Here is a 21,003-nt window from a genome sequence, read left to right as displayed (position 1 = left end):
AATGCTCAACTGATATGAAATCGTTTTAATGTTTTATATCAGCCGTTAAACGAAGTTATCATTTTTTTCTGACAAAGTCAAATAGAACATTAAGATAGAGAATCAATAAAATAGCAAGAAAACAAGAACTGTTGCTCACTCAAAAATTAAGGCGCAGGATTAGGTATCACATCATGCACTTCATTTATTTGAGTCAAAACCGCATCACTTAAAACCACATCAACACTATCAATATTTTCTTTAAGCTGCTCTAAATTAGTAGCACCAATAATATTACTGGTTACAAAAGGCTGTTGGGTTACAAATGCTAAACTCATTTGTGCTAAAGTCATGTTATTATCTTCAGCAATTTTTAAATACTTTTTTGTTGCTTCAGTAGCTTGCGGATTGGTATAACGACCAAATCTTGGGAATAGTTTTAAACGCGCATTATCAGCAGCTGTTCCTTTTATATACTTTCCAGATAGCACACCAAACGCCATTGGCGAATATGCCAACAAGCCTATATTTTCGCGAATAGACACTTCGGCTAAATCACCTTCAAAGGTTCTGCACAATAACGAATAAGGGTTTTGAATGGTTGCCATTCTTGGTAAATTATGGTTTTTAGATTCTTCTAAATAACGCATAGTTCCCCAAGCCTTCTCGTTTGAAATACCAACGTTTCTAATTTTACCTTCTTTAATTATGCCGTCAAGTGTGTGTAAGACTTCATTAAAATTATCTTCCCAAGCATCATTTGTATTATGCTTATAATCTCTAACTCCAAAATAATTCGTTTCGCGCTCTGGCCAGTGTAATTGATACAAATCAATATAATCAGTCTGTAAACGTTTTAAGCTATTATTCACTGCCTCTTTAAGTGCCTCTGGAGCAAAACCATTAGTACGAATGTGTGCTGTATAATCACCATTACCAGCTATTTTTGAGGCTAAAATTACTTTATCTCGATTACCATTTTTAGCAAACCAATTACCAATAATAGTTTCTGTACTTCCGTAAGTTTCAGGACTTGCAGGAACAGCATACATTTCGGCTGTATCCCAAAAATTAACACCTCTGTCTAAAGCATAATCCATTTGAGCAAAGCCTTCTTCTTGAGAGTTCTGGTTTCCCCAAGTCATGGTGCCTAAGCATATTTTGCTAACTTTTATTTTTGTATTTGGTAGTGTTGTGTATTTCATAAATGCTGTTTTTATCATTCCCACCTTCACGGGAATCTTTTTAATTTAATTTCAAAGTTTATATAGATTCCTGCCTTCGCAGGAATGACAACTTAGTTAGATTTTTAGACTAGTTGATAAAGATAAAAAACCTTTAAAAGTTATTAATAACTTTTAAAGGTTTTTTATGCGTTAGTGACCCGATAATTATCTGGAGAATCAATATGCTTTTTTAAAAAGATAAAATTACTTTTGCTTAAAGTAATATTTAGCAATAAGCCACGTACTTCGTACTTGATATGACGTAAAAAATATATAGCGAATAGTCCCGACCTTTTTTGAACAACCTGCCTGTCGACAGGTAGGCGCCCTACTTCTCGATATAATTTCAATACATTGAAATCACTCGAAGTGACGATTAATTATCGCTTAACAACTTAGAAAGCTCATCTAACTTTGGTGTTAAAATAACTTCTATACGTCTGTTTTTTGCTTTACCTTCGGGGGTATCGTTAGTTGCTATTGGTGCAAATTCACCACGACCAGCAGCAGTTAAATTTTCTGGATTAATATTATTATTTTCTCTTAAAATATTAACGATTGCAGTTGCTCGCTTAGTCGATAAATCCCAGTTACCACTAAGATTACCGCTACCTTGATACGGTGCATTATCGGTGTGTCCTTCTATTAAGACTGCAATATCTGGATTATCTGCCAACACACCACCTAATTGATTTACGGCTCTTCGGCCTTCTGCCCCAACTGCCCAACTACCTGAGCTAAATAATAGCTTATTTTCCATAGACACATATACCTTCCCGTCGCGTTGCTCAACTGTTAATCCTTTGCCTTCAAAATCGGTTAAAGCCCTTGAAATAGCATTTTTAAGAGCTGTCATTGCTGCGTCTTTTGATGCTATTACGCTTTCTAATTCTGCAACTCTATTTGAACGATCTTGCAACTCTTTTTTAAGTTTTGCTAATCGTGCACTTTCGGCAGCTAAAGCTTGCTCTTTAGCTTCTAACTGCGCTAACAATTCTCTATTTTTTTTAGAGTTTTCTGTAATGGCTGCAGTACTATTTTTTTCTAAAGCATCATAAGACGCCTTTAGATTTTCTAGATTGGACTTTGTCGCATTGTAATCGGCTTGTAATTTATCGCGTTCTGCAACAGCTTCATTATAAGCTGTTGTTAATTGCTTCAACTCATTTTCAGCTGTATTTTTAGCATTTAATAGTGCTTCGTTTTCATCTGAAAGTTTTCTGTTTTCTTGTTTTAAATTGGCATACTTACCTTCTAATTCTTTATATACTTTAGGTGATACACATGATGCTAAAAGCGCTAAAGTTAATACGGCAAATGAGATTTTTTTAATCATGATTTTGGGTTAAATTTATTATTTATAAAAATTAATTTTCTATTTCAACTAAAATAGGGCAATGGTCACTATGTACAGCTTCGGTTAGTATAACGGCTCTTTTTATATTTTCTTGTAATGGCTGCGAAACCATAGCGTAATCTAATCGCCATCCTTTATTATTGGCACGTGCATTGGCACGATAACTCCACCAGCTATATTGCTGTAATTCTGGATTTACAAACCTAAAAGAATCGATAAATCCGCTATCAATAAAATTTCCTATCCACTCACGTTCTACTAGCAAAAACCCAGAAACACCTTTCATTTTAGGGTTATGAATGTCTATTTCTTCATGACAAATATTATAATCGCCACAAATCACTAGGTTTGCAATATCTTTTTTCAGCTTATTTATATAGTCTTGAAACATATCCATATATTCCAATTTATGGTTTAATCTTGCATCATTAGTGCCAGATGGCAGATACAAGCTCATTATAGAAAAACCATCGAAATCTACTCTAAGGTTTCTACCCTCAAAATCCATTGACTCTATTCCTGTGCCATATTCAACATGATTTGGTTCTGTTTTACATAAAATAGCCACTCCGCTGTAACCTTTTTTTTGGGCACTAAACCAATAGTTATATTTGTAACCTGCTGCTTCAAAAAGATCTAAATCCAACTGCTCTTTTAAAGCTTTAATTTCTTGTAAACAAATAACATCTGGATTTGCACTTTTTAACCAATCAATAAAGCCTTTATTTATTGCAGCACGAATACCATTTACATTATAGGATATAATTTTCATAAATTCTGATATCTTTCAAAAGATCTCAACCTTCGCTGAGATAACTCTTTTTATATAAAACGAGTTAATTTTAGCTAAAATAAATAATGCGTTACATTTACACTATTAAATCTAGCAGGAGTTTTAACGAAGCTATTAACAAAATATTTTAAGCTATTTGTAGTTTATGTAACTGAATGAAATATTTACTGTTTTTTTTATTTTCTTTAATTGGTTTTTGCGCCTTAGCACAAAACAAAAATTCTAATTATAAAACTAAAAAAGTTGCAATAAAAGATACTATTAGGATTGACAGTGTTAGTATTAACGCTAATTTCTTTTCAATTAAAAGGAAAGATAGCTCAATAATTGATTCTACGTATTATAATATAGATTTTGCAAAAGCCATTTTAACTTTTAAAAAGCCTATTCTTGCAGATTCTGTAATTATACATTATTTAAAATTTCCAGATTTTTTAACAAAAACCTATAAACAATTAGACGACAATATTATTGTTGAAAACAATAGTACCGCACAAACGCTTTACAAATTATCGCAACCTAGCGAATCAAAAAACTTTATTCCTTTTGATGGTTTAACAACTTCGGGTAGTATTTCTCGTGGCGTTACTATTGGCAATAATCAAAATTCGGTTTTAAATAGTGAACTCGATTTACAAATTACAGGAAAGTTGAACGACAAAGTATCGTTACGAGCGTCTATTCAAGATGCTAATATTCCATTACAAGAAAGCGGATATAGCCAACGTTTAGATGAATTCGATCAGGTTTTTATTGAATTGTTTAGCGCCAATTGGAACATACGTGCAGGAGATATTGATTTACTAAATACCAATTCATATTTTGCTAGTTTTTCTAAACGAGTTCAAGGATTAAGTATCAATGCAACATTAGGTAGCGAGGATGCTAAAACTAATTTATTTGCTGCGGGTGCTTTTGTACGTGGGCAATTTACCAGAAGTACCTTTACAGCACAGGAAGGCAATCAAGGCCCGTATAAACTACAAGGGCAAAATGGCGAATTATTTGTACTTATTGTTTCTGGTAGCGAAACTATTTATGTAAATGGCGTTGCTTTAAAACGTGGCGAAAATCAAGATTATATTATCGACTATAATGCTGGCGAAATAATTTTTAACTCTACATTTCCGGTGACTTCAGAAATGCGTATTACAGCCGATTACCAAGTTAGCGAACGCAATTATTCGCGCTTAGTAGCTTATGGTGGCGCACGCTTTGAAAGCGATAAACTTAAACTTGGTGTTTCGGTTTATTCTGAAAATGACGCTAAAAACCAACCTTTGCAACAAAATTTATCATCAGAACAAGTTCAAATATTGGCAGATGCTGGCGATGATAGAGCACAAATGGTTGCCCCATCAGAAGTTTTAGAAGCATTAAATGATAATAGAATTTTATATAAAAAAGAACTTGTTAGTGGTGTTGAAACCTTTGTGTTTTCTAACGACCCAAATGATGAATTGTATCGTGTTACCTTTACACTAGTTGGAGCAAATCAGGGCGATTATATTTTAAGTAGTATTAATGCTATTAATAATATTTACGAATATGTTGGTGTGAATCAAGGCAACTATGCTCCTATAGTTCAGCTTGTTGCTCCAACAAAACTTCAAATTGCAGTTATTAATGGAAGTTTTAATCCTTCTGAAAAAACAAGTATTAATTTTGAAGCCGCTGGTAGTAAAAATGATTTAAACCTCTTTTCTAATTTAAATGATGAAGATAATGACGGGTTTGCTGGCAAGCTAAAAATTAATCAGAGCATTATAAAAAAAGATAGTCTTTGGAATTTAAATGCCTATATAGATGGCGATTACATTCAGAAGAATTTTAAAACTATTGAGCGCTTATATAATGCTGAATTTAACAGAGATTGGAACTTAGACCAACCACAAAGTAACGCCATTGCTGGTAGTTTTGGTAATCAAATTCTTTTAAACTCTGGTTTTAAAATATTTCACCATAAAAAAGGGTTTATAAATTATCATTTTGAACATTTAGAATTTTCAGAAAATTTTAGTGGCAACAGGCATGTTTCAAACATAAATCTGTTTCTTGATAGGTTCAATATTAATTCTAATTCTAGTTTTTTAAAAGCACAGTCAAATATTAATTCATCAACTTTTTTAAGGTCGCACAACACCATAACCTATGGTATGCAAAAAAGTTGGTTAGGTTCTAAATTAGCGATTGAAGCTAACGAACAAAAAAATACTGCTACCCAAATATTAACGCCTTTAAGTCAGAAATTTAAATCGTACGAGTTGTTTTTTGGTGTTGGAGATAGCACCAAGATTTTTGCAGAAATTGGGTATAAAAATAGAGTTAATGATAGCATTAGAAATAATGAATTACAAAAAGTAAACACTTCTAATACATTTTATTTAAATTCAAAACTTATACAAAACACAAACACCAACTTATCGCTTTTTGCAAATTACAGAACACTTAAAAGTGAAGAAGAAAGTATTGAAGATGAACAATCCATAAACTCCAGATTGCAATTCAACCAAAAACTGTTTAAGCAAGTGGTTTTATGGAATACTGTTTTTGAAACTAATTCAGGCACATTACCACAACAAGACTTTACTTATGTTGAAGTTGAACCTGGACAAGGTACCTATACTTGGATTGACTATAACAATAACAGCATCCAAGAACTAGAAGAATTTGAAATTGCTCAATTTCAAGATCAAGGTAAATATATTCGTGTGTTATTGCCCAATCGTATTTATATAAAAACGCATCAAAATAGATTGAGTCAAACATTAACTATTAATCCGTCGCAATGGTCTGTTACTAACAATACATCCAAGACTTTTTGGTCGCATTTTTACAACCAAACTAGCTACTTAATAGATCGAAAAATACAGCGAGAAGGCAATAGTTTTAATCTTAACCCTTTTGAAAATGATGTAGATAATCAATTAGGTTTACAATTAAATTTTAGAAATGTATTGTTTTTTAATCGCGGGAAACAGCGTTACACAACATCTTACACATATTTGTCTAATCAGTCTCGAAATATATTGTCTGTTGGATTTATAGAAAATAATTTGAACAGTCATCAGTTTAACTTTAATCATAAAATTGAAGAAAGTTGGTTGCTATCATTTCAATCTGCTTTTGATAAAAATGAAAGTGTTAGTGAAAATTTTGCTAGTAAAAATTACAATTTTGACGAAACGCTTTTTAATCCTAAAATTTCTTATTTATTTAATGATAATTCACGTTTCGACATCTTTTACCAACATACAAAAAAGCAAAATACCATTGGTGGTTTAGAATCTTTAACACAGCAAAAGTATGGTGTTTCGTTTGCCTTTTCAAATAAAGACAAAAATGCTATAAATGGAGAGTTTAATTATTTTTCTAATGCGTTTAACGGAAATTCAAATACCCCTGTTTCTTATCAAATGCTAGAAGGTTTACAACCAGGGATAAACTTTACATGGAGTTTATTAGCACAAAAAAAACTGACTACATTTTTAGATTTAAACTTAAACTACTTTGGACGAAAAACTGAAACTAGCCGAACTATCCACACTGGAACCATTCAATTGAAAGCTTATTTTTAAGTATAAAAAAAGCCTAAACAAAAGTTCAAGCTTCTTGACTTATTTTATGACTTGCTAAATATTTGCCTTCATTAATTCTCTATTCATTCTTGCAATATTATCCAAAGAAATTCCTTTAGGACACTCTATCTCACATGCTCCAGTATTAGTACAGTTTCCAAAACCTTCCAAATCCATTTGTGCTACCATATTTTTTACACGATCAGCAGCTTCAACTTGTCCTTGTGGTAATAATGCATATTGAGATACTTTTGCACCAACAAATAACATAGCAGAAGAGTTTTTACAAGTAGCAACACAAGCGCCACAACCAATACAAGTTGCTGCATCCATAGCTTCATCGGCTGCATGTTTTGAAATTGGAATTGAATTTGCATCTTGAGTATTACCAGATGTATTTACGGAAATATAACCTCCAGCTTGTTGAATACGCTCAAAAGCTGTTCTGTCAACAACCAAATCTTTTATTACTGGAAATGCTGCTGCTCTAAATGGCTCAATTGTAATAATATCACCCTCTTTAAACATGCGCATATGCAACTGGCAAGTTGTAATACCTCTATCTGGACCATGTGCTTCTCCATTTATATACATGGAGCACATTCCACAAATTCCTTCACGACAATCATGATCGAAAGCAACTGGATCTTCTCCTTTAGCTACTAATTGCTCGTTCAACACGTCCATCATTTCTAAAAAAGACATGTGTTCTGAAATCTCAGTAACTTTATAATCTACCATTTGACCCTTTGAACTCGAGTCTTTTTGTCTCCAAATTTTAAGCGTTAAATTCATAACTTTTAGTTTTTAGTTTTCAGTTGATAGGTGCTGGTTTAAAACTAATAACCAACAACTATCATCCAATAACTATTTATAACTTCTTTCTTTTACTTCAATATTTTCGTACTCTAATGACTCTTTATGAAGCTTTGCCTCACTTGGTTCGCCTACATATTCCCAGGCAGAAACAAATTGAAATTCTTTTCTTCGCTTTGCCTCTCCTTCTTCGGTTTGATATTCTTCTCTAAAATGCCCCCCTGCAGATTCCTCTCTAACAAGTGCATCTTTAGCAAATAACTCTCCTAATTCTAAGAAATCTGCAACACGTCCTGCTTTCTCTAATTCAGGGTTCATTTCGTTTGCCCCACCAGGAACAGTAACCTCTTTCCAAAATTCTTCACGAATCTCTTTAATCTCTTTTATGGCTTCTTTTAGTCCTTTTTCATTACGCGACATCCCACATTTATCCCACATTACTTTTCCAAGTTTCTTATGGAAATAATCTACAGATTTTGAACCTTTATTGGTTGTGAAGAATTCAATTTTATCTTTAACTTCTTTCTCGGCTTCATCAAACTCTTTAGAATCTGTTGGAATTTTACCTGTTCTAATATCATCAGCTAGATAATCACCAATAGTATAAGGCAACACAAAATATCCATCAGCTAAACCTTGCATTAAAGCTGAAGCTCCAAGTCTGTTTGCACCATGATCAGAGAAGTTGGCTTCACCAATACAATACAACCCAGGTACGGTAGTCATCAAATTATAATCTACCCAAACACCGCCCATAGTATAGTGTACTGCAGGGTAAATCATCATTGGCGTTTCGTATGGATTTTGATCTACAATTTTCTCATACATCTGGAAAAGGTTTCCGTACTTAGCTTCAACAATGGCTTTACCTAAATCATATATTTTTTCTTTTGAAGGATTTGAAATATTATGAATTTTAGCCTGCTCCGTCCCATAACGATTAATCGCATCTGCAAAATCCAAATACACAGCTTCTCCAGTAGCATTTACACCAAAACCAGCATCACAACGTTCTTTAGCGGCTCTTGAGGCAACATCTCGAGGCACTAAGTTTCCGAATGCTGGATAGCGGCGCTCTAAGTAATAATCTCTTTCTTCTTCTGACAGGTCTGTTGGTTTCTTTTTACCTTCTCTAATGGCTTGAGCATCTTCTAACTTTGCAGGCACCCAAATACGACCATCATTACGAAGTGACTCAGACATTAAAGTCAATTTAGATTGATAGTCTCCCGAACGTGGAATACAAGTTGGGTGAATTTGAGTATAACATGGGTTAGCGAAATACGCTCCTTTTTTATGAATTTTCCATGCCGCAGTCACATTGCTTCCCATCGCATTGGTTGACAAGAAATAAACATTACCATAACCACCAGTACCCACCACAACAGCATGTGCCGAATGGCGTTCTATTTCTCCAGTAATTAAATTTCTTGCAATAATACCTCTAGCCTTACCATCAACAATAACAACATCTAACATTTCGTGACGATTGAACATCTCTATCTTACCACGAGCAATCTGTCTGTTCATGGCAGAATACGCACCTAATAGTAATTGCTGACCTGTTTGTCCTTTGGCATAAAATGTTCTTGATACTAATACCCCTCCAAACGAACGATTATCTAATAACCCTCCATAATCACGAGCAAAGGGAACTCCTTGTGCAACACATTGGTCTATAATATTCGCAGAAACTTCAGCTAATCGATATACATTTGCTTCACGCGAACGGTAATCACCACCTTTTACAGTATCATAAAATAATCTATATGTTGAATCGCCATCACCTTGATAGTTCTTTGCTGCATTAATTCCGCCTTGAGCGGCAATAGAGTGTGCACGACGCGGAGAATCTTGATAAGCAAATGCCTTAACATTGTATCCTAATTCTGCCAAAGTAGCTGCTGCAGAACCTCCCGCTAAACCTGTACCCACAACAATAACATCTATATGACGCTTGTTTGCAGGATTTACAAGGTTAATTTTATTTTTATAATCTGTCCATTTATCTTTAATTGGACCTTTTGGTACTTTTGAATCTAAAGCCATAATATTTTTCTAGATTAATGGTTAAGATGATGGAAAATTGCAATAATTATAAATCCTAAAGGAATAATAATCGAATATGCTTTACCTATATTTTGAAGAGCTTTTTTTCGTCCAGCTGTTGAACCCATAGATTGAAAAGCCGATGTAAACCCATGTGCCAAATGCAAACCTAACAGCACAAAAGAAACCACATAAGCAACCACTCGCCATATTGGAACAAACTTTTCTACCAACTCATGATAGTAACGCGTTGGGTCTTCTGGTTGAACATTAACATATTTTACATTGATTTCATGCACCCAAAAATCGGCAAAATGTAAAACAAGAAAAGCTAAAATAACTAGTCCGCTATAAATCATATTTCTACTAATCCAAGTAGAGTTAGCAGCACCATTATTTCTAGCATAACTTACGCCGTTTGCTTTTTTGTTTTTTAATTCTAATATAAATCCCATTACAAAATGAAATATTACACCAAAAAGTAAAACGGGCTGCAATGCAAATTGCACTAAAGGATTTGTACCCATAAAATGAGATAGCTCGTTGAAAAGGTTTTCACTAAAAAGCGAAGTTATGTTAACCGCTAAATGAATGATTAAGAAAAACATAAGGAAGAATGCAGAAAGCGCCATAGCTACTTTTCTTCCAATCGAAGATTTAAAAAATCCGCTCATATATTTTGAAATTAATTAAAGTTTTACAAAGGTAGTCATGGATTAAGTTATAGACAAATAACAAATGTCATGTTTTTGCTATTTAGAACGATTTTAATCTATGTTATTTTAATGTGAGTTCGATGTAAGATGCTATGTGTAAAAGGCATGGTCTACTTTTTTAAGGGCTAGACAGATTATTAAAAAACCTGCAAAATAATTTCACAGGTTTTTAATCGTTTAGTGTATAAACTTAATTAATCTAATACTATCTTTTTTGTAATAACTGCCAAATCAGAATGAATATTTACAAAATAAATACCTTTTGATGCATCTTGCATATCTATAGTTTTTGTATTTGAAGCGTTAGAAATATCGTGCTCTGAAATTAATCTACCACTAATATCGTAAATAACAGCCTTCTCTAAATTGATATATGATGCCTTATTAATGTAAAATTGGCCTCTAGTAGGATTAGGGTATAAGTTAATAGCTGCATCAAGTTCGTCTTCTTCAACACTTAAATTGCAAATAGAAGAATCTGTCATTACTGGTTGACTACAGGCAACTAAAGAAGTACTTCTGCTATGAACATCACTTGCACCAGATATATTACTAGCTAATAAAACGCGTTGTTGCTCACTATTAGAAATTGCATAATGCATTACATCGTCCATATTATCTCCGTCAAAAACAGGGTCATTAGTATGACCTAATTGATGCCCATGTCCTAGTTCATGTAATGCCACACTTTCAAAATCATATTCGGTAAATGCAGGTAAACCAGCACCAAAATGCCAGTTAGTTTCATCATCAAAAACAATATCTAATTCTGTAACATGCCAATTCCAGCTAGATATATTACCAAATGCACCACATCCAGAATAATAACTAGAACATCTTCCTAAAACTCCATCAGGTAAATCATCTGCAGGCACTGCATTATTATCAAATTTAACCACATTAATCCCATCTAAAGCTACAACATCTGTTCCTGTAGCAGAACCACTTATAATCCAGTTAACTTTTGTTTCACAACGCCATTTGTCTAGTGCACTTTCAAAATCTGCTTTTGCTCCAGGAAATTCAGAGTCGTTAAAAAAGTCTGTTTGCATTGACCATGTATAACCCCCAACTACATTATCGTTGATATGCCTAGTTTGATATGCATAATCTCCCAATGGGCCATTAGGTCCCGGGGGCATTTGTCCTGTTTCGTCATCTGGATCGAAAGTGACACTGAGTTGTGCATAAGTAATTGTTAAAGATGATGCAGAAATACCTGTAGTGGTATCATGATGTGTAATTAAAATAGGTCCTGTTCCAGCTCTAGTTGGAATTTCAACAGTAATTTGGGTGTCTGACCATGTTAATACTTGACTATCTAAGGCGTTAATAAATGTAGCCCCACCATCATCGGCATCGCTAAATCCAACTTGTCCCTGTGTTCCACCAAAACCAGAACCATTAATTGTTAATACAGACTTAGTACCAGCTGAAGCAGTCATAGGTGTAAAAGTTATAGATGCCGGAGGTAAGAAAACGTTAGATGTGTTCGATTTAGAGAAATTATTTGTGTTAAACTCCGATACTTCTACGTAATCAGATTTTGTATAATTCATTATTTCATTATAAAACGAATTTGAAATTCCTTTCTTTTTACTAAAAGGATTTACAGCAACATCTTCATATAAATTATACTTATAAAACCCTTGTAACGAACTATAGGTTCTGTATTTTTTATTTGATGATTTAGCTTCTAATTCTACAGGAATATCATTATTGTATAACGTGAATATTCCAACATCTCCTCTTCTTAGCTCCAATCGAGGGAATACAATTAAAGCCTTATCTCCTATTGTTCCTCCAAGAGTTATAACTTCAATGGTTTCGGATTGTTCTCCTTTAAAAACTTTATATATCTCAACTGTATTTTTGGTGTAAATGTTGTGATAGTTATCATCCCAAAAAGATTTTTTTGCTATAACTTTCCCTTCAACAACCAAACTTGAGTTGTCAATTTGTTGCTCTAAAGGTATTTGTTTAAGCATCTTTTGAGCAAGTAAATTTTTAGTAAAAACCAAACTAAATAACAATACCATAAGTAACGTAATTTTCTTCATCTTTTTATGTATTAGAAGTTAATATAAAAAAATTGAAAAACGAAACACTTGAGTCTTACAACTAAGGCTATGTGCTCTTTGATAGTTTTTCAAAAAAAATCTGAGGATTACCAAATATAACAAATTACACCTAATAATATAATTAAAATTATTACATTTATCCCATAAAATTATATTCCATATCATTTATGAAATACCACCCTATTAATTTTAAACTCTTTATAAAAAACAGAAAGAATTTTTCAGAAAAAATGAAGCCTAATAGCTTAGCTGTTTTTAATTCAAATGACATCTACCCTATAAGTGCAGATAGCACCATGCCTTTTGAGCAGCACCGTGATATTTTTTATTTAAGTGGTGTAGATCAGGAAGAGAGTATTTTGGTGTTATTTCCAGATTGCCCTAAAGAAAGTCATCGCGAAATTTTATTTTTAAAAGAAACAAGCACACATATTGCTATTTGGGAAGGTGAAAAACTAAGCAAAGAAAAAGCTTTTGAAACCAGTGGAATTAAAACTGTTTATTGGCTTCAAGACTTAGAAAAAATCATGTTTGAGCTAATGGCGCAGTGCGACACTGTTTATATTAATACTAACGAACATTATAGGGCTAATGTTGAAACCGAAACTAGAGAAGATCGTTTTACTAAGTGGTTAAAAAATAAATATCCTGCACATTCTGTCGCAAAAAGCAACCCTATTTTACAGCGTTTACGCTCTGTTAAAGACCAAATAGAAATCGATTTAATCCAACAGGCTTGCGATATTACCGAAAAAGGGTTTCGTCGTATTTTAAACTTTGTAAAACCTGATGTTTGGGAGTATAATATTGAAGCAGAATTTATGCATGAGTTTTTAAATAATCGCTCAAAAAGATTTGCATATACACCCATAGTTGCCTCTGGAAATAACGCTAATGTATTGCATTACATTGAAAATAATCAACAATGTAAATCTGGCGATTTAGTTTTAATGGATGTTGGTGCAGAATATGCTAATTATGCTAGTGATATGACACGAACAATTCCTGTTTCTGGTAAGTTTTCTAAAAGACAAAAAGCCGTTTACAATGCCGTAAATAAGGTTAAAAATGAAGCAACCAAAATGCTGCTTCCAGGGACGATTTGGGCTGATTATCATGTGGAAGTTGGTAAATTAATGACAAGTGAATTATTAGGTTTGGGATTACTTGACAAGGCTGACGTTAAAAACGAGGACCCCAATTGGCCTGCTTACAAAAAATATTTAATGCACGGTACAAGCCACCACATGGGATTAGACACACATGATTACGGTATTTTAACAGAACCCATGCAAGCTAACATGGTATTTACTGTTGAACCTGGAATTTATATCCCTGAAGAAGGTTTTGGAGTTAGACTAGAAGATGACGTAGTTATTCAAGACAAAGGAGAACCTTTTAATTTGATGAGAAATATTCCTATCGAAGCTGATGAAATTGAAGACATAATGAATTCTTAAAAAATGATTAAGGGTCGCTTAAAAAACGACCCTCAAACTAAAAACACTAAAAAATGCAATTTACCGTATTTATACAGTGACTAACTCAAATAAATAACTGTTTAACTTTTGGAGTGTTTTTATTTTATCGTTCGCATCTATTAATAACGATATATTGTTTTTACTACCACCATAAGAAATCATTCTTATTTTTACATCCTTTAAAATTTTGAACAGTTTATAGGTACACTCATGATTTACAACAGAATGCCCAACTAAACAAACAATACTTTGATTTTTATCAACTTCTATTATTGCAAATTGTTCTAGCTCAGCAACAATTTTATCTAAATTTCTATCGTCATCAATAGTAAGTGATATAGCAACTTCGGATGTTGTAATCATGTCTATCGATGTTTCAAAAACCTCAAAAACCTCAAAAACTTTCTTTAAAAAACCATGCGCTTGAAGCATCCGTCCAGATTTAATTTTTATAGCAGTAATATTATCTTTAGCGGCAATGGCTTTAACACCATTTTCAGAAGTTATGTTTGAAATTAAAGTTCCTTTTGCAGTAGGATTCATTGTGTTTTTTAAGCTTACAGGAATGTTATCTGCACGCACTGGTGTTACAGTTTGTGGATGCAATATTTTTGCTCCAAAATAAGCTAATTCTGCAGCTTCATCATAAGACAAATTTGAAATAGGTTTCGTGTTTTCAACATACCTAGGGTCATTGTTGTGCATGCCATCAATATCAGTCCAAATTTCAACCTCATTAGCTTTTACAGCTGCCCCAATTAAAGTTGCCGTATAATCGCTACCACCTCGTTGTAAGTTTGATATTTCATCATTAACATCTAAACATATAAAACCTTGAGTAATATAAACATCAGCTGTTTCAGCAGCATTAAAAATAATTTCAAATTGTGTTTTTATATAGTGTGAATCTGGTTCTTTATTAGCATCTATTCGCATAAAACTTAAAGCTGGCAATAATGTTGAACTAATACTTTCTTGCTTTAAATAACAATTAAATATAAAAGTTGAAAGCAACTCGCCTTGTGCTAAAATTTTATTTTCTAAAACTTCTGAAAACGACTTGTAAGTTGATTCAATTAATAGATTAAATATTTCTGAAACATAATATTTAGCTTCTTTGTTTATAGCTTTATTAGGTAACAACTCATCAATTGTAGCAATATACTTTTCATGAAGTGCATTTATTTTATTAATAGCCTCATTTGAGTTTTTATCTTTAATACTGTTTGCAATTGAAACCAACTCGTTTGTGGTTCCAGACATAGCAGACAACACAACAACTTTTTTGTTGCCATCGTTAATTATATTTTTAACGTTAATTATATTTTTAACAGAGCCAACCGATGTACCTCCAAACTTTAACACCTTCATTATAATAATTTTAAAGTGTAAAATTATAACTCCTTTCTACAACAATGATATTTATTAAAAAAAATATTTACATTTGCACAAATTGTTATATAATTAACATGAGGACGGTTTCAAATTGCGTAGAAGACATATTAATTTCTCAACCCTATTTAGAAGAGGCTTTATCTAGAAACATCATAAATTTTAGTGCTTTAGCAGTTGAGTTAACAAAACCAATAAGCGAAATGCTAAAAAAAGAAGTGAAACCAGGAGCTGTTATGATGGCTTTAAGGCGTTACAATCCTCCTGTAAATTTATCAAATTCTGTAAAAATGAAACGAATGTTACAGAATTTAGGCGATATTACGGTGCGCTCTAACCTAACCGATTTTACAGTTAAAAACTCAAATACGCTAATACATAATCACGCTAAAGTTTTAGAAAAAATAGATGATAAATCTAAATTATTTTACACTTTTACTAGAGGGATTCATGAAAGTAATATGATTATTTCTAGCAGTTTAAAACATTATATTACCACACATTTACAAAATGAAACGTTTCTTGCTGTTCAAGATAATTTATCAGCAATCACAATAAACTTGCCACAAGATAACTCTAAAGTTGCAGGTTTATATTATCACTTTTTTAAACGATTAGCTTGGGAAGGCATTGTATTATACGAAGTAATTTCAACCACAAATGAGTTCACCATCTTAGTTGAAGATGAATATGTCGACAAAGCTTTTACAGCAATTAAAAGAGTGAAATTATGATTCTTACTAAGGGATTTAAACCTGAACCATAGTTTTACAGAAGGTATTATTAGCTAATTGTCCCGTTTTTTTTTACCCCTGGACTGTCTTTTAAAAGTGTCATCCATTTTTTCGAGTTTGTAGTCCAAATCACGCAAAACCATTATGCATATTAAACGTATATTTTGAAAAATCAATAAATTTAGCTGGTTGTATGCCGTAAATACAATATAGCTAAATTGATATAAAATGACATAAAAGATTTTAAAGAAAAAAATCAAAGTTTTAGGCAAAAATTTGAGACATAGACATAGCTATAGTGATTATTTTTAACGAAGAAATTTGGATTTTTCACTTAAAATATTAATATTATTTATGTTGATTTAGCTATCCCTCCCTATAGGGCTGCCAATAACTGCATTGCTTGAGATTGCTTAAAGGGAACTCCATTCCGCTTTGGTTGGAAATTTAATAAAAGTACACTAAAACAAATAGATAAAAAAAGTCAACAACGGCAACGTCCAACAATAAGATTCCCCTAATCTATTTTCGATTTAAAAATGACTAAATCCGTTTCATTTTACGGCTTTTTGTCTACTATTTACAAGGGCGGAGTGTCATCATAATCAGGATACAGAAAATGATTATATGGAAAACGTGTGATATGAATTTCTCGCACCTCATCATAAACACGTTTTTTAAAGTCTTCTAAATTCTGTTTATTTAATGCAGAGATAAATAAAGCTTTATTACCTAATTTACTCATCCATGTTTTTTTCCACTCGTTTAAACTGTAATGTGCTTCGGTTCTTTTAGCTACTAAATCGGTGTCATCAAAAGGTTCTGCTTGGTAAGCATCAATCTTGTTAAACACCATGATAATTGGTTTATCACTACTATCTATTTCACCTAAAATTTTATTTACAGACTCAATATGTTCTTCAAAATTGGGGTGCGAAATATCTACCACATGCAATAACAGATCGGCTTCTCTAACCTCATCTAAGGTGCTTTTAAAACTATCTACCAATTGGGTTGGCAGCTTTCTAATAAATCCAACCGTATCGCTTAACAAAAAAGGTAAATTTTGTATAACTACTTTTCTAACCGTAGTATCTAAAGTGGCAAACAGTTTGTTTTCGGCAAATACTTCACTCTTACTAATTACATTCATTAAGGTAGATTTACCAACATTGGTATAACCTACAAGCGCCACACGAACCATTTTACCACGGTTTCCACGTTGTACAGCCATTTGTTTGTCAATGGTTTTTATTCGTGCTTTTAAAAGCGAAATTTTGTCTCGAACAATACGTCTATCTGTCTCTATTTCAGTTTCACCTGGTCCACGCATTCCAATACCCCCCTTTTGACGCTCAAGGTGAGTCCACATACCTCTAAGTCTAGGTAGCAAATATTCACATTGTGCTAATTCCACTTGTGTTCTTGCATAACTTGTTTGTGCGCGTTGTGCAAAAATATCCAGTATTAAATTAGTTCTATCTAATACTTTAACATTAAGTATTTTACTTATGTTTCGTTCTTGTGCTGCAGACAATTCGTCATCAAAAATAGCTGTACCAATATCATTTTCTTCAATAAATTTGCGCACATCTTCCATTTTACCAGAACCTATAAAAGTTTTAGGATTTGGCATGTCCATTTTTTGGGTAAAGCGTTTTATAGCATTTCCACCAGCAGTAAAGGTTAAAAATTCTAACTCGTCTAAATATTCTTTAGACTTATCTTCATCTTGATCTTTAGTAATAATACCTATTAAAACGGCGCGTTCTAAAACCGTATCTTTCTTTTGAATCATGTTGCAAAGTTACATAATTGCCTTGATTTTAGTTTTAATATTTTTAATCCTATTTTTGAACCATGACAGACACCTTTGATAACATTCCTGTAAGGCACAATATGCAAACTGTTGCGTTTTATAATCTTGAAAATTTATTTGATTTACGGGACAATAAACACACTAACGATAATGATTTTTTACCTATATCGGTTAAAAAATGGACACCTAAACGCTATAAAAATAAACTTAGGAAATTAGGCTTTGCAATTTCTAATATTGGGAGAAAAGAAACAGGAAAACATCCTGCAATTGTGGGCTTATGCGAAGTTGAAAACGCCAAAGTTATTGAAGATTTAATGGCTTCCAAACATTTGGAAGATTATAATTACAGCTACGTGCATTATGATTCTCTAGACGAACGGGGGATTGATGTGGCTTTACTTTATGACACAAATATGTTTAAGGTTTCTGCTTCTGAAACATTTACTATTAAACTAACGGATGAAGATGGCTCTCCTGACTATACCCGAGATATTTTATTGGTTTCTGGTTTATTAGATGGCGAACTTGTTCATGTTATTGTTAATCATTGGTCGTCTAGACGAGAAGGCGAAAAGGAAACAGAGTACAAGCGTTTAGCATCTTCAAATAAAGTTGGAGAAATTATTACGACATTGCGATTAGAAAATAATGATGCTAAAATTATTGTTATTGGTGATTTTAACGATGATCCGCATAGCAATAGTATAAAACAACTGGTTAATGGTTTTGATATGTTTAACCCAATGGAAACATTGCGCTCGTATAGTCGAGGAACAACTTACCATGGCAGACAATGGAATTTATTTGATCAAGTATTAATTTCGACTAACTTTTTTAAAACTTCAGATAGCTTATTTGAATTTTACACTGCAAATATTTTTGATGAAAACTTTTTAAAAACTTTTAATGGCAAATTTAAAGGTTCTCCTTTTAGAACCTATATTGGTAAAAGATATAATGGCGGTTATAGTGACCATTTTCCAGTGTATACTGTTTTTAAGAAGTAATTATATTGCTTGAAACATAATGTAAGCCAAAATTAAAATAAAGACTGGCAAAACGACAAGTAGCCAAATGTTAGTTAATGGTTTTTTCTTTTTAATCAATTTTGCGTTTATCATCATGCGTCTCTTACCAGAGTATTGCATCCAATTTTTAAAATGAATAGCGATTGATATTAAAATGAATAGTGTCCAAGCTTTAGTAGATGACATTGTATCCATATTCATTTTACTAAAAAAAGCGGCAAAAAAACAGCCTAAAAAAAGCACTAAACTTATTTGAAGTACAGATACATAAACCAATGCCAAAGTATTTGCCTTTTGCTTATATCGTTTTTTATAAAACGCATAAATAGAGTAGTAAAATTGGTCGAAAACAGTCATTTTGCGAATTTAAGGTATTCTTATAACCTTTAGGTTAATTATCAACCTATTAATATCATTACTTAATTTGAAATGGTATATGGTAAATATGTCAAAAAAATTTGACACTTCTGCTCTTAATTACTCAATAAAATCAATACTGATTTCATCCAACTCATAAATACCATCAAAAGTATCTTGTCCGCTACCAGTATATTTAAATGCGATATGAATGGTGCCTGAAATACACGATAAATCTACACTACCAGAGTTAAACCAAGGCACAAATGCATCAGTATCTTTTACTACATAAGCCGCAGATAACACACCCCAAGTTGCTGATTTAATATTGGCCTCATTACCATCCCAATCTAAAGCATACAACACTTCCATATAGCTGCTGTCTGCACGACTATTAGATGTTTTAAAACGTAGAGTTTCTCCATCTTGAGCATCTAAATCGATAGCGGGCATAATTAACCAACCTATATTACTTTCATCACCCGAACTGGCAGACTGAAACCTCGCCGACCGCCCCAAAGAAGCATTTGTTGAGGTTGATGACCAACCTTCCCAAGCTTCTGTACCAGCCTCGATGTAATTGGTCCATCCAGTAATATTTATAGGTTTACTATTTTTTTGAGATTCAAAATCTTCAAACAATAAGTTTCCTGTGCCTAGTGTTGCTGCTAAACCACAGCTTAATTCCATAGGGTCGCAACGTTCTGTACTTTCAAAATTAATAGCCTCAGAACTATTAATGATTATAACACTAAAATCGTCTCTAAAATCTCTACTATATATTCCTGTTATGCTTCCTTTCCCTTGTGGCACAATTAACGATTTAAAGTCTGAAAATGTACTGGTTTGCATAATCATAGAAACACCAGAATCGCAACTTTCTAATAATCGGAATCCGTCAAACTCATCAAAAGATTCACTGGCGTAAGTAGCTCCTAATTCAAACCGGTTTAATTGCATGTTTTCTAACTTAATTAAGGTGTTTTCATCAGCTTCAGTTAAATCTGCTAATCCAACAATTTTGGGTGATATTTCGGCAACTTCACTAGTTCTAATAACAATGTCTTTATATTCTGAGGCTTGAATTTGCTTTACATTTACCGCATCACCTTTGCCAATAGTAATAACACCACTGGTTTCACCAACGGTCAATCCGTTCATTTTAACATATACTTTTTGACCAAATTGATAGGTATCTGATAAACTGCTTACATTTATGTCTATCTTAAAACCGAGCCTCGTGTCGTTATCGGGGTTACTATGATCTGTTTTATTTTGAATAATGAGCTCTTCAAAAAAGTTTCCCGATTTATCTGATGACACCACATAGCCTTCAATATAAACATCATCATTTATTATTACTGTTGAATTTCCACCATTCACAGCTTGTTCAAAAAGCGATTTAATAGCTTTAAACGTGGTAATTTTTTCTTGCGGAATATCAGGATTTGTTATTGAAATATCTGGCACACCATAATCGTCGTCTTTTACACAAGACACCAAAAACAGTATTAATAATACAGTTCCTGTTTTTAAAAGTTTTTTCATAACTATCTATATTTTTAAACCTACAAGGTTTTCAAAACCTTGCAGG

15 protein-coding genes are annotated in these 21,003 nt (G+C 32.8%); 4 read left to right on the top strand and 11 right to left on the bottom strand.

Features of this window, described 5'->3' with window-relative positions; genetic code table 11:
* Nucleotides 1–146: 146 nt before the first annotated feature.
* The 3 genes from L3X37_RS01190 to L3X37_RS01180 form a co-directional block, all read right to left on the bottom strand.
* The gene (locus tag L3X37_RS01190; RefSeq protein ID WP_237238338.1) at nucleotides 147–1,184 is read right to left on the bottom strand and encodes an aldo/keto reductase; all 1,038 of its coding nucleotides are present in this window, start codon (nucleotides 1,182–1,184) and stop codon (nucleotides 147–149) included.
* A gap of 397 nt (nucleotides 1,185–1,581) precedes the next feature.
* Nucleotides 1,582–2,541 (bottom strand): OmpA family protein, encoded by a 960-nt coding sequence (locus L3X37_RS01185; protein ID WP_237238337.1) that lies wholly within the window; start codon nucleotides 2,539–2,541, stop codon nucleotides 1,582–1,584.
* Between the two features lie 31 nt (nucleotides 2,542–2,572).
* Nucleotides 2,573–3,334, bottom strand: a complete 762-nt coding sequence (locus L3X37_RS01180; protein ID WP_237238336.1) for an exodeoxyribonuclease III — start codon at nucleotides 3,332–3,334, stop codon at nucleotides 2,573–2,575.
* A 176-nt stretch (nucleotides 3,335–3,510) separates the two neighbouring features.
* On the opposite strand from L3X37_RS01180, the gene L3X37_RS01175 reads away from it, so the two are divergent.
* Nucleotides 3,511–6,933, top strand: a complete 3,423-nt coding sequence (locus L3X37_RS01175) for a DUF8818 domain-containing protein (RefSeq protein WP_237238335.1) — start codon at nucleotides 3,511–3,513, stop codon at nucleotides 6,931–6,933.
* A gap of 54 nt (nucleotides 6,934–6,987) precedes the next feature.
* On the opposite strand, the gene L3X37_RS01170 is transcribed toward L3X37_RS01175, so the two are convergent.
* From L3X37_RS01170 to L3X37_RS01155, 4 genes are all read right to left on the bottom strand, one after another.
* Nucleotides 6,988–7,728, bottom strand: a complete 741-nt coding sequence (locus L3X37_RS01170) for a succinate dehydrogenase/fumarate reductase iron-sulfur subunit (protein ID WP_237238334.1) — start codon at nucleotides 7,726–7,728, stop codon at nucleotides 6,988–6,990.
* Nucleotides 7,729–7,800: 72 nt separating this feature from the next.
* Nucleotides 7,801–9,798 carry a fumarate reductase/succinate dehydrogenase flavoprotein subunit gene (locus L3X37_RS01165; RefSeq protein WP_237238333.1) on the bottom strand — a complete coding sequence of 666 codons (1,998 nt, stop codon included), beginning with the start codon at nucleotides 9,796–9,798 and terminating at the stop codon, nucleotides 7,801–7,803.
* A gap of 14 nt (nucleotides 9,799–9,812) precedes the next feature.
* A complete protein-coding gene (locus L3X37_RS01160; RefSeq protein ID WP_237238332.1) occupies nucleotides 9,813–10,472 on the bottom strand; it encodes a succinate dehydrogenase cytochrome b subunit in 660 nt (219 codons plus the stop codon).
* A 236-nt stretch (nucleotides 10,473–10,708) separates the two neighbouring features.
* Complete coding sequence (locus L3X37_RS01155; protein ID WP_237238331.1) at nucleotides 10,709–12,574, bottom strand: T9SS type A sorting domain-containing protein; 1,866 nt, start codon at nucleotides 12,572–12,574, stop codon at nucleotides 10,709–10,711.
* A gap of 188 nt (nucleotides 12,575–12,762) precedes the next feature.
* Between L3X37_RS01155 and L3X37_RS01150 the strand changes: the two genes are divergently transcribed.
* A complete protein-coding gene (locus tag L3X37_RS01150; RefSeq protein WP_237238330.1) occupies nucleotides 12,763–14,055 on the top strand; it encodes an aminopeptidase P family protein in 1,293 nt (430 codons plus the stop codon).
* Nucleotides 14,056–14,124: 69 nt separating this feature from the next.
* On the opposite strand, the gene L3X37_RS01145 is transcribed toward L3X37_RS01150, so the two are convergent.
* Complete coding sequence (locus tag L3X37_RS01145) at nucleotides 14,125–15,447, bottom strand: aspartate kinase (RefSeq protein ID WP_237238329.1); 1,323 nt, start codon at nucleotides 15,445–15,447, stop codon at nucleotides 14,125–14,127.
* Nucleotides 15,448–15,545: 98 nt separating this feature from the next.
* Here L3X37_RS01145 and L3X37_RS01140 point away from each other — a divergent pair, with 98 nt between their 5' ends.
* Nucleotides 15,546–16,202, top strand: coding sequence for a hypothetical protein (locus L3X37_RS01140; protein WP_237238328.1), 657 nt, complete (start codon nucleotides 15,546–15,548; stop codon nucleotides 16,200–16,202).
* A 580-nt stretch (nucleotides 16,203–16,782) separates the two neighbouring features.
* Here the strand turns inward: L3X37_RS01140 and hflX are convergent.
* On the bottom strand, nucleotides 16,783–18,000 hold the full coding sequence (gene hflX / locus L3X37_RS01135; protein ID WP_237238327.1) for a GTPase HflX: 1,218 nt from the start codon (nucleotides 17,998–18,000) through the stop codon (nucleotides 16,783–16,785).
* A gap of 62 nt (nucleotides 18,001–18,062) precedes the next feature.
* Between hflX and L3X37_RS01130 the strand changes: the two genes are divergently transcribed.
* Nucleotides 18,063–19,031, top strand: coding sequence for an endonuclease/exonuclease/phosphatase family protein (locus tag L3X37_RS01130; RefSeq protein ID WP_237238326.1), 969 nt, complete (start codon nucleotides 18,063–18,065; stop codon nucleotides 19,029–19,031).
* Here L3X37_RS01130 and L3X37_RS01125 read toward each other — a convergent pair whose 3' ends face one another.
* Nucleotides 19,032–19,409 carry a hypothetical protein gene (locus tag L3X37_RS01125; RefSeq protein ID WP_237238325.1) on the bottom strand — a complete coding sequence of 126 codons (378 nt, stop codon included), beginning with the start codon at nucleotides 19,407–19,409 and terminating at the stop codon, nucleotides 19,032–19,034.
* 120 nt (nucleotides 19,410–19,529) lie between these two features.
* Nucleotides 19,530–20,957 carry a DUF5689 domain-containing protein gene (locus L3X37_RS01120; protein WP_237238324.1) on the bottom strand — a complete coding sequence of 476 codons (1,428 nt, stop codon included), beginning with the start codon at nucleotides 20,955–20,957 and terminating at the stop codon, nucleotides 19,530–19,532.
* Between the last annotated feature and the right edge of the window lie 46 nt (nucleotides 20,958–21,003).

The organism is Wocania arenilitoris (assembly GCF_021728535.1).
GTDB lineage: Bacteria > Bacteroidota > Bacteroidia > Flavobacteriales > Flavobacteriaceae > Wocania_A > Wocania_A arenilitoris.
This window is presented reverse-complemented; position numbering and strand designations above follow the sequence as displayed.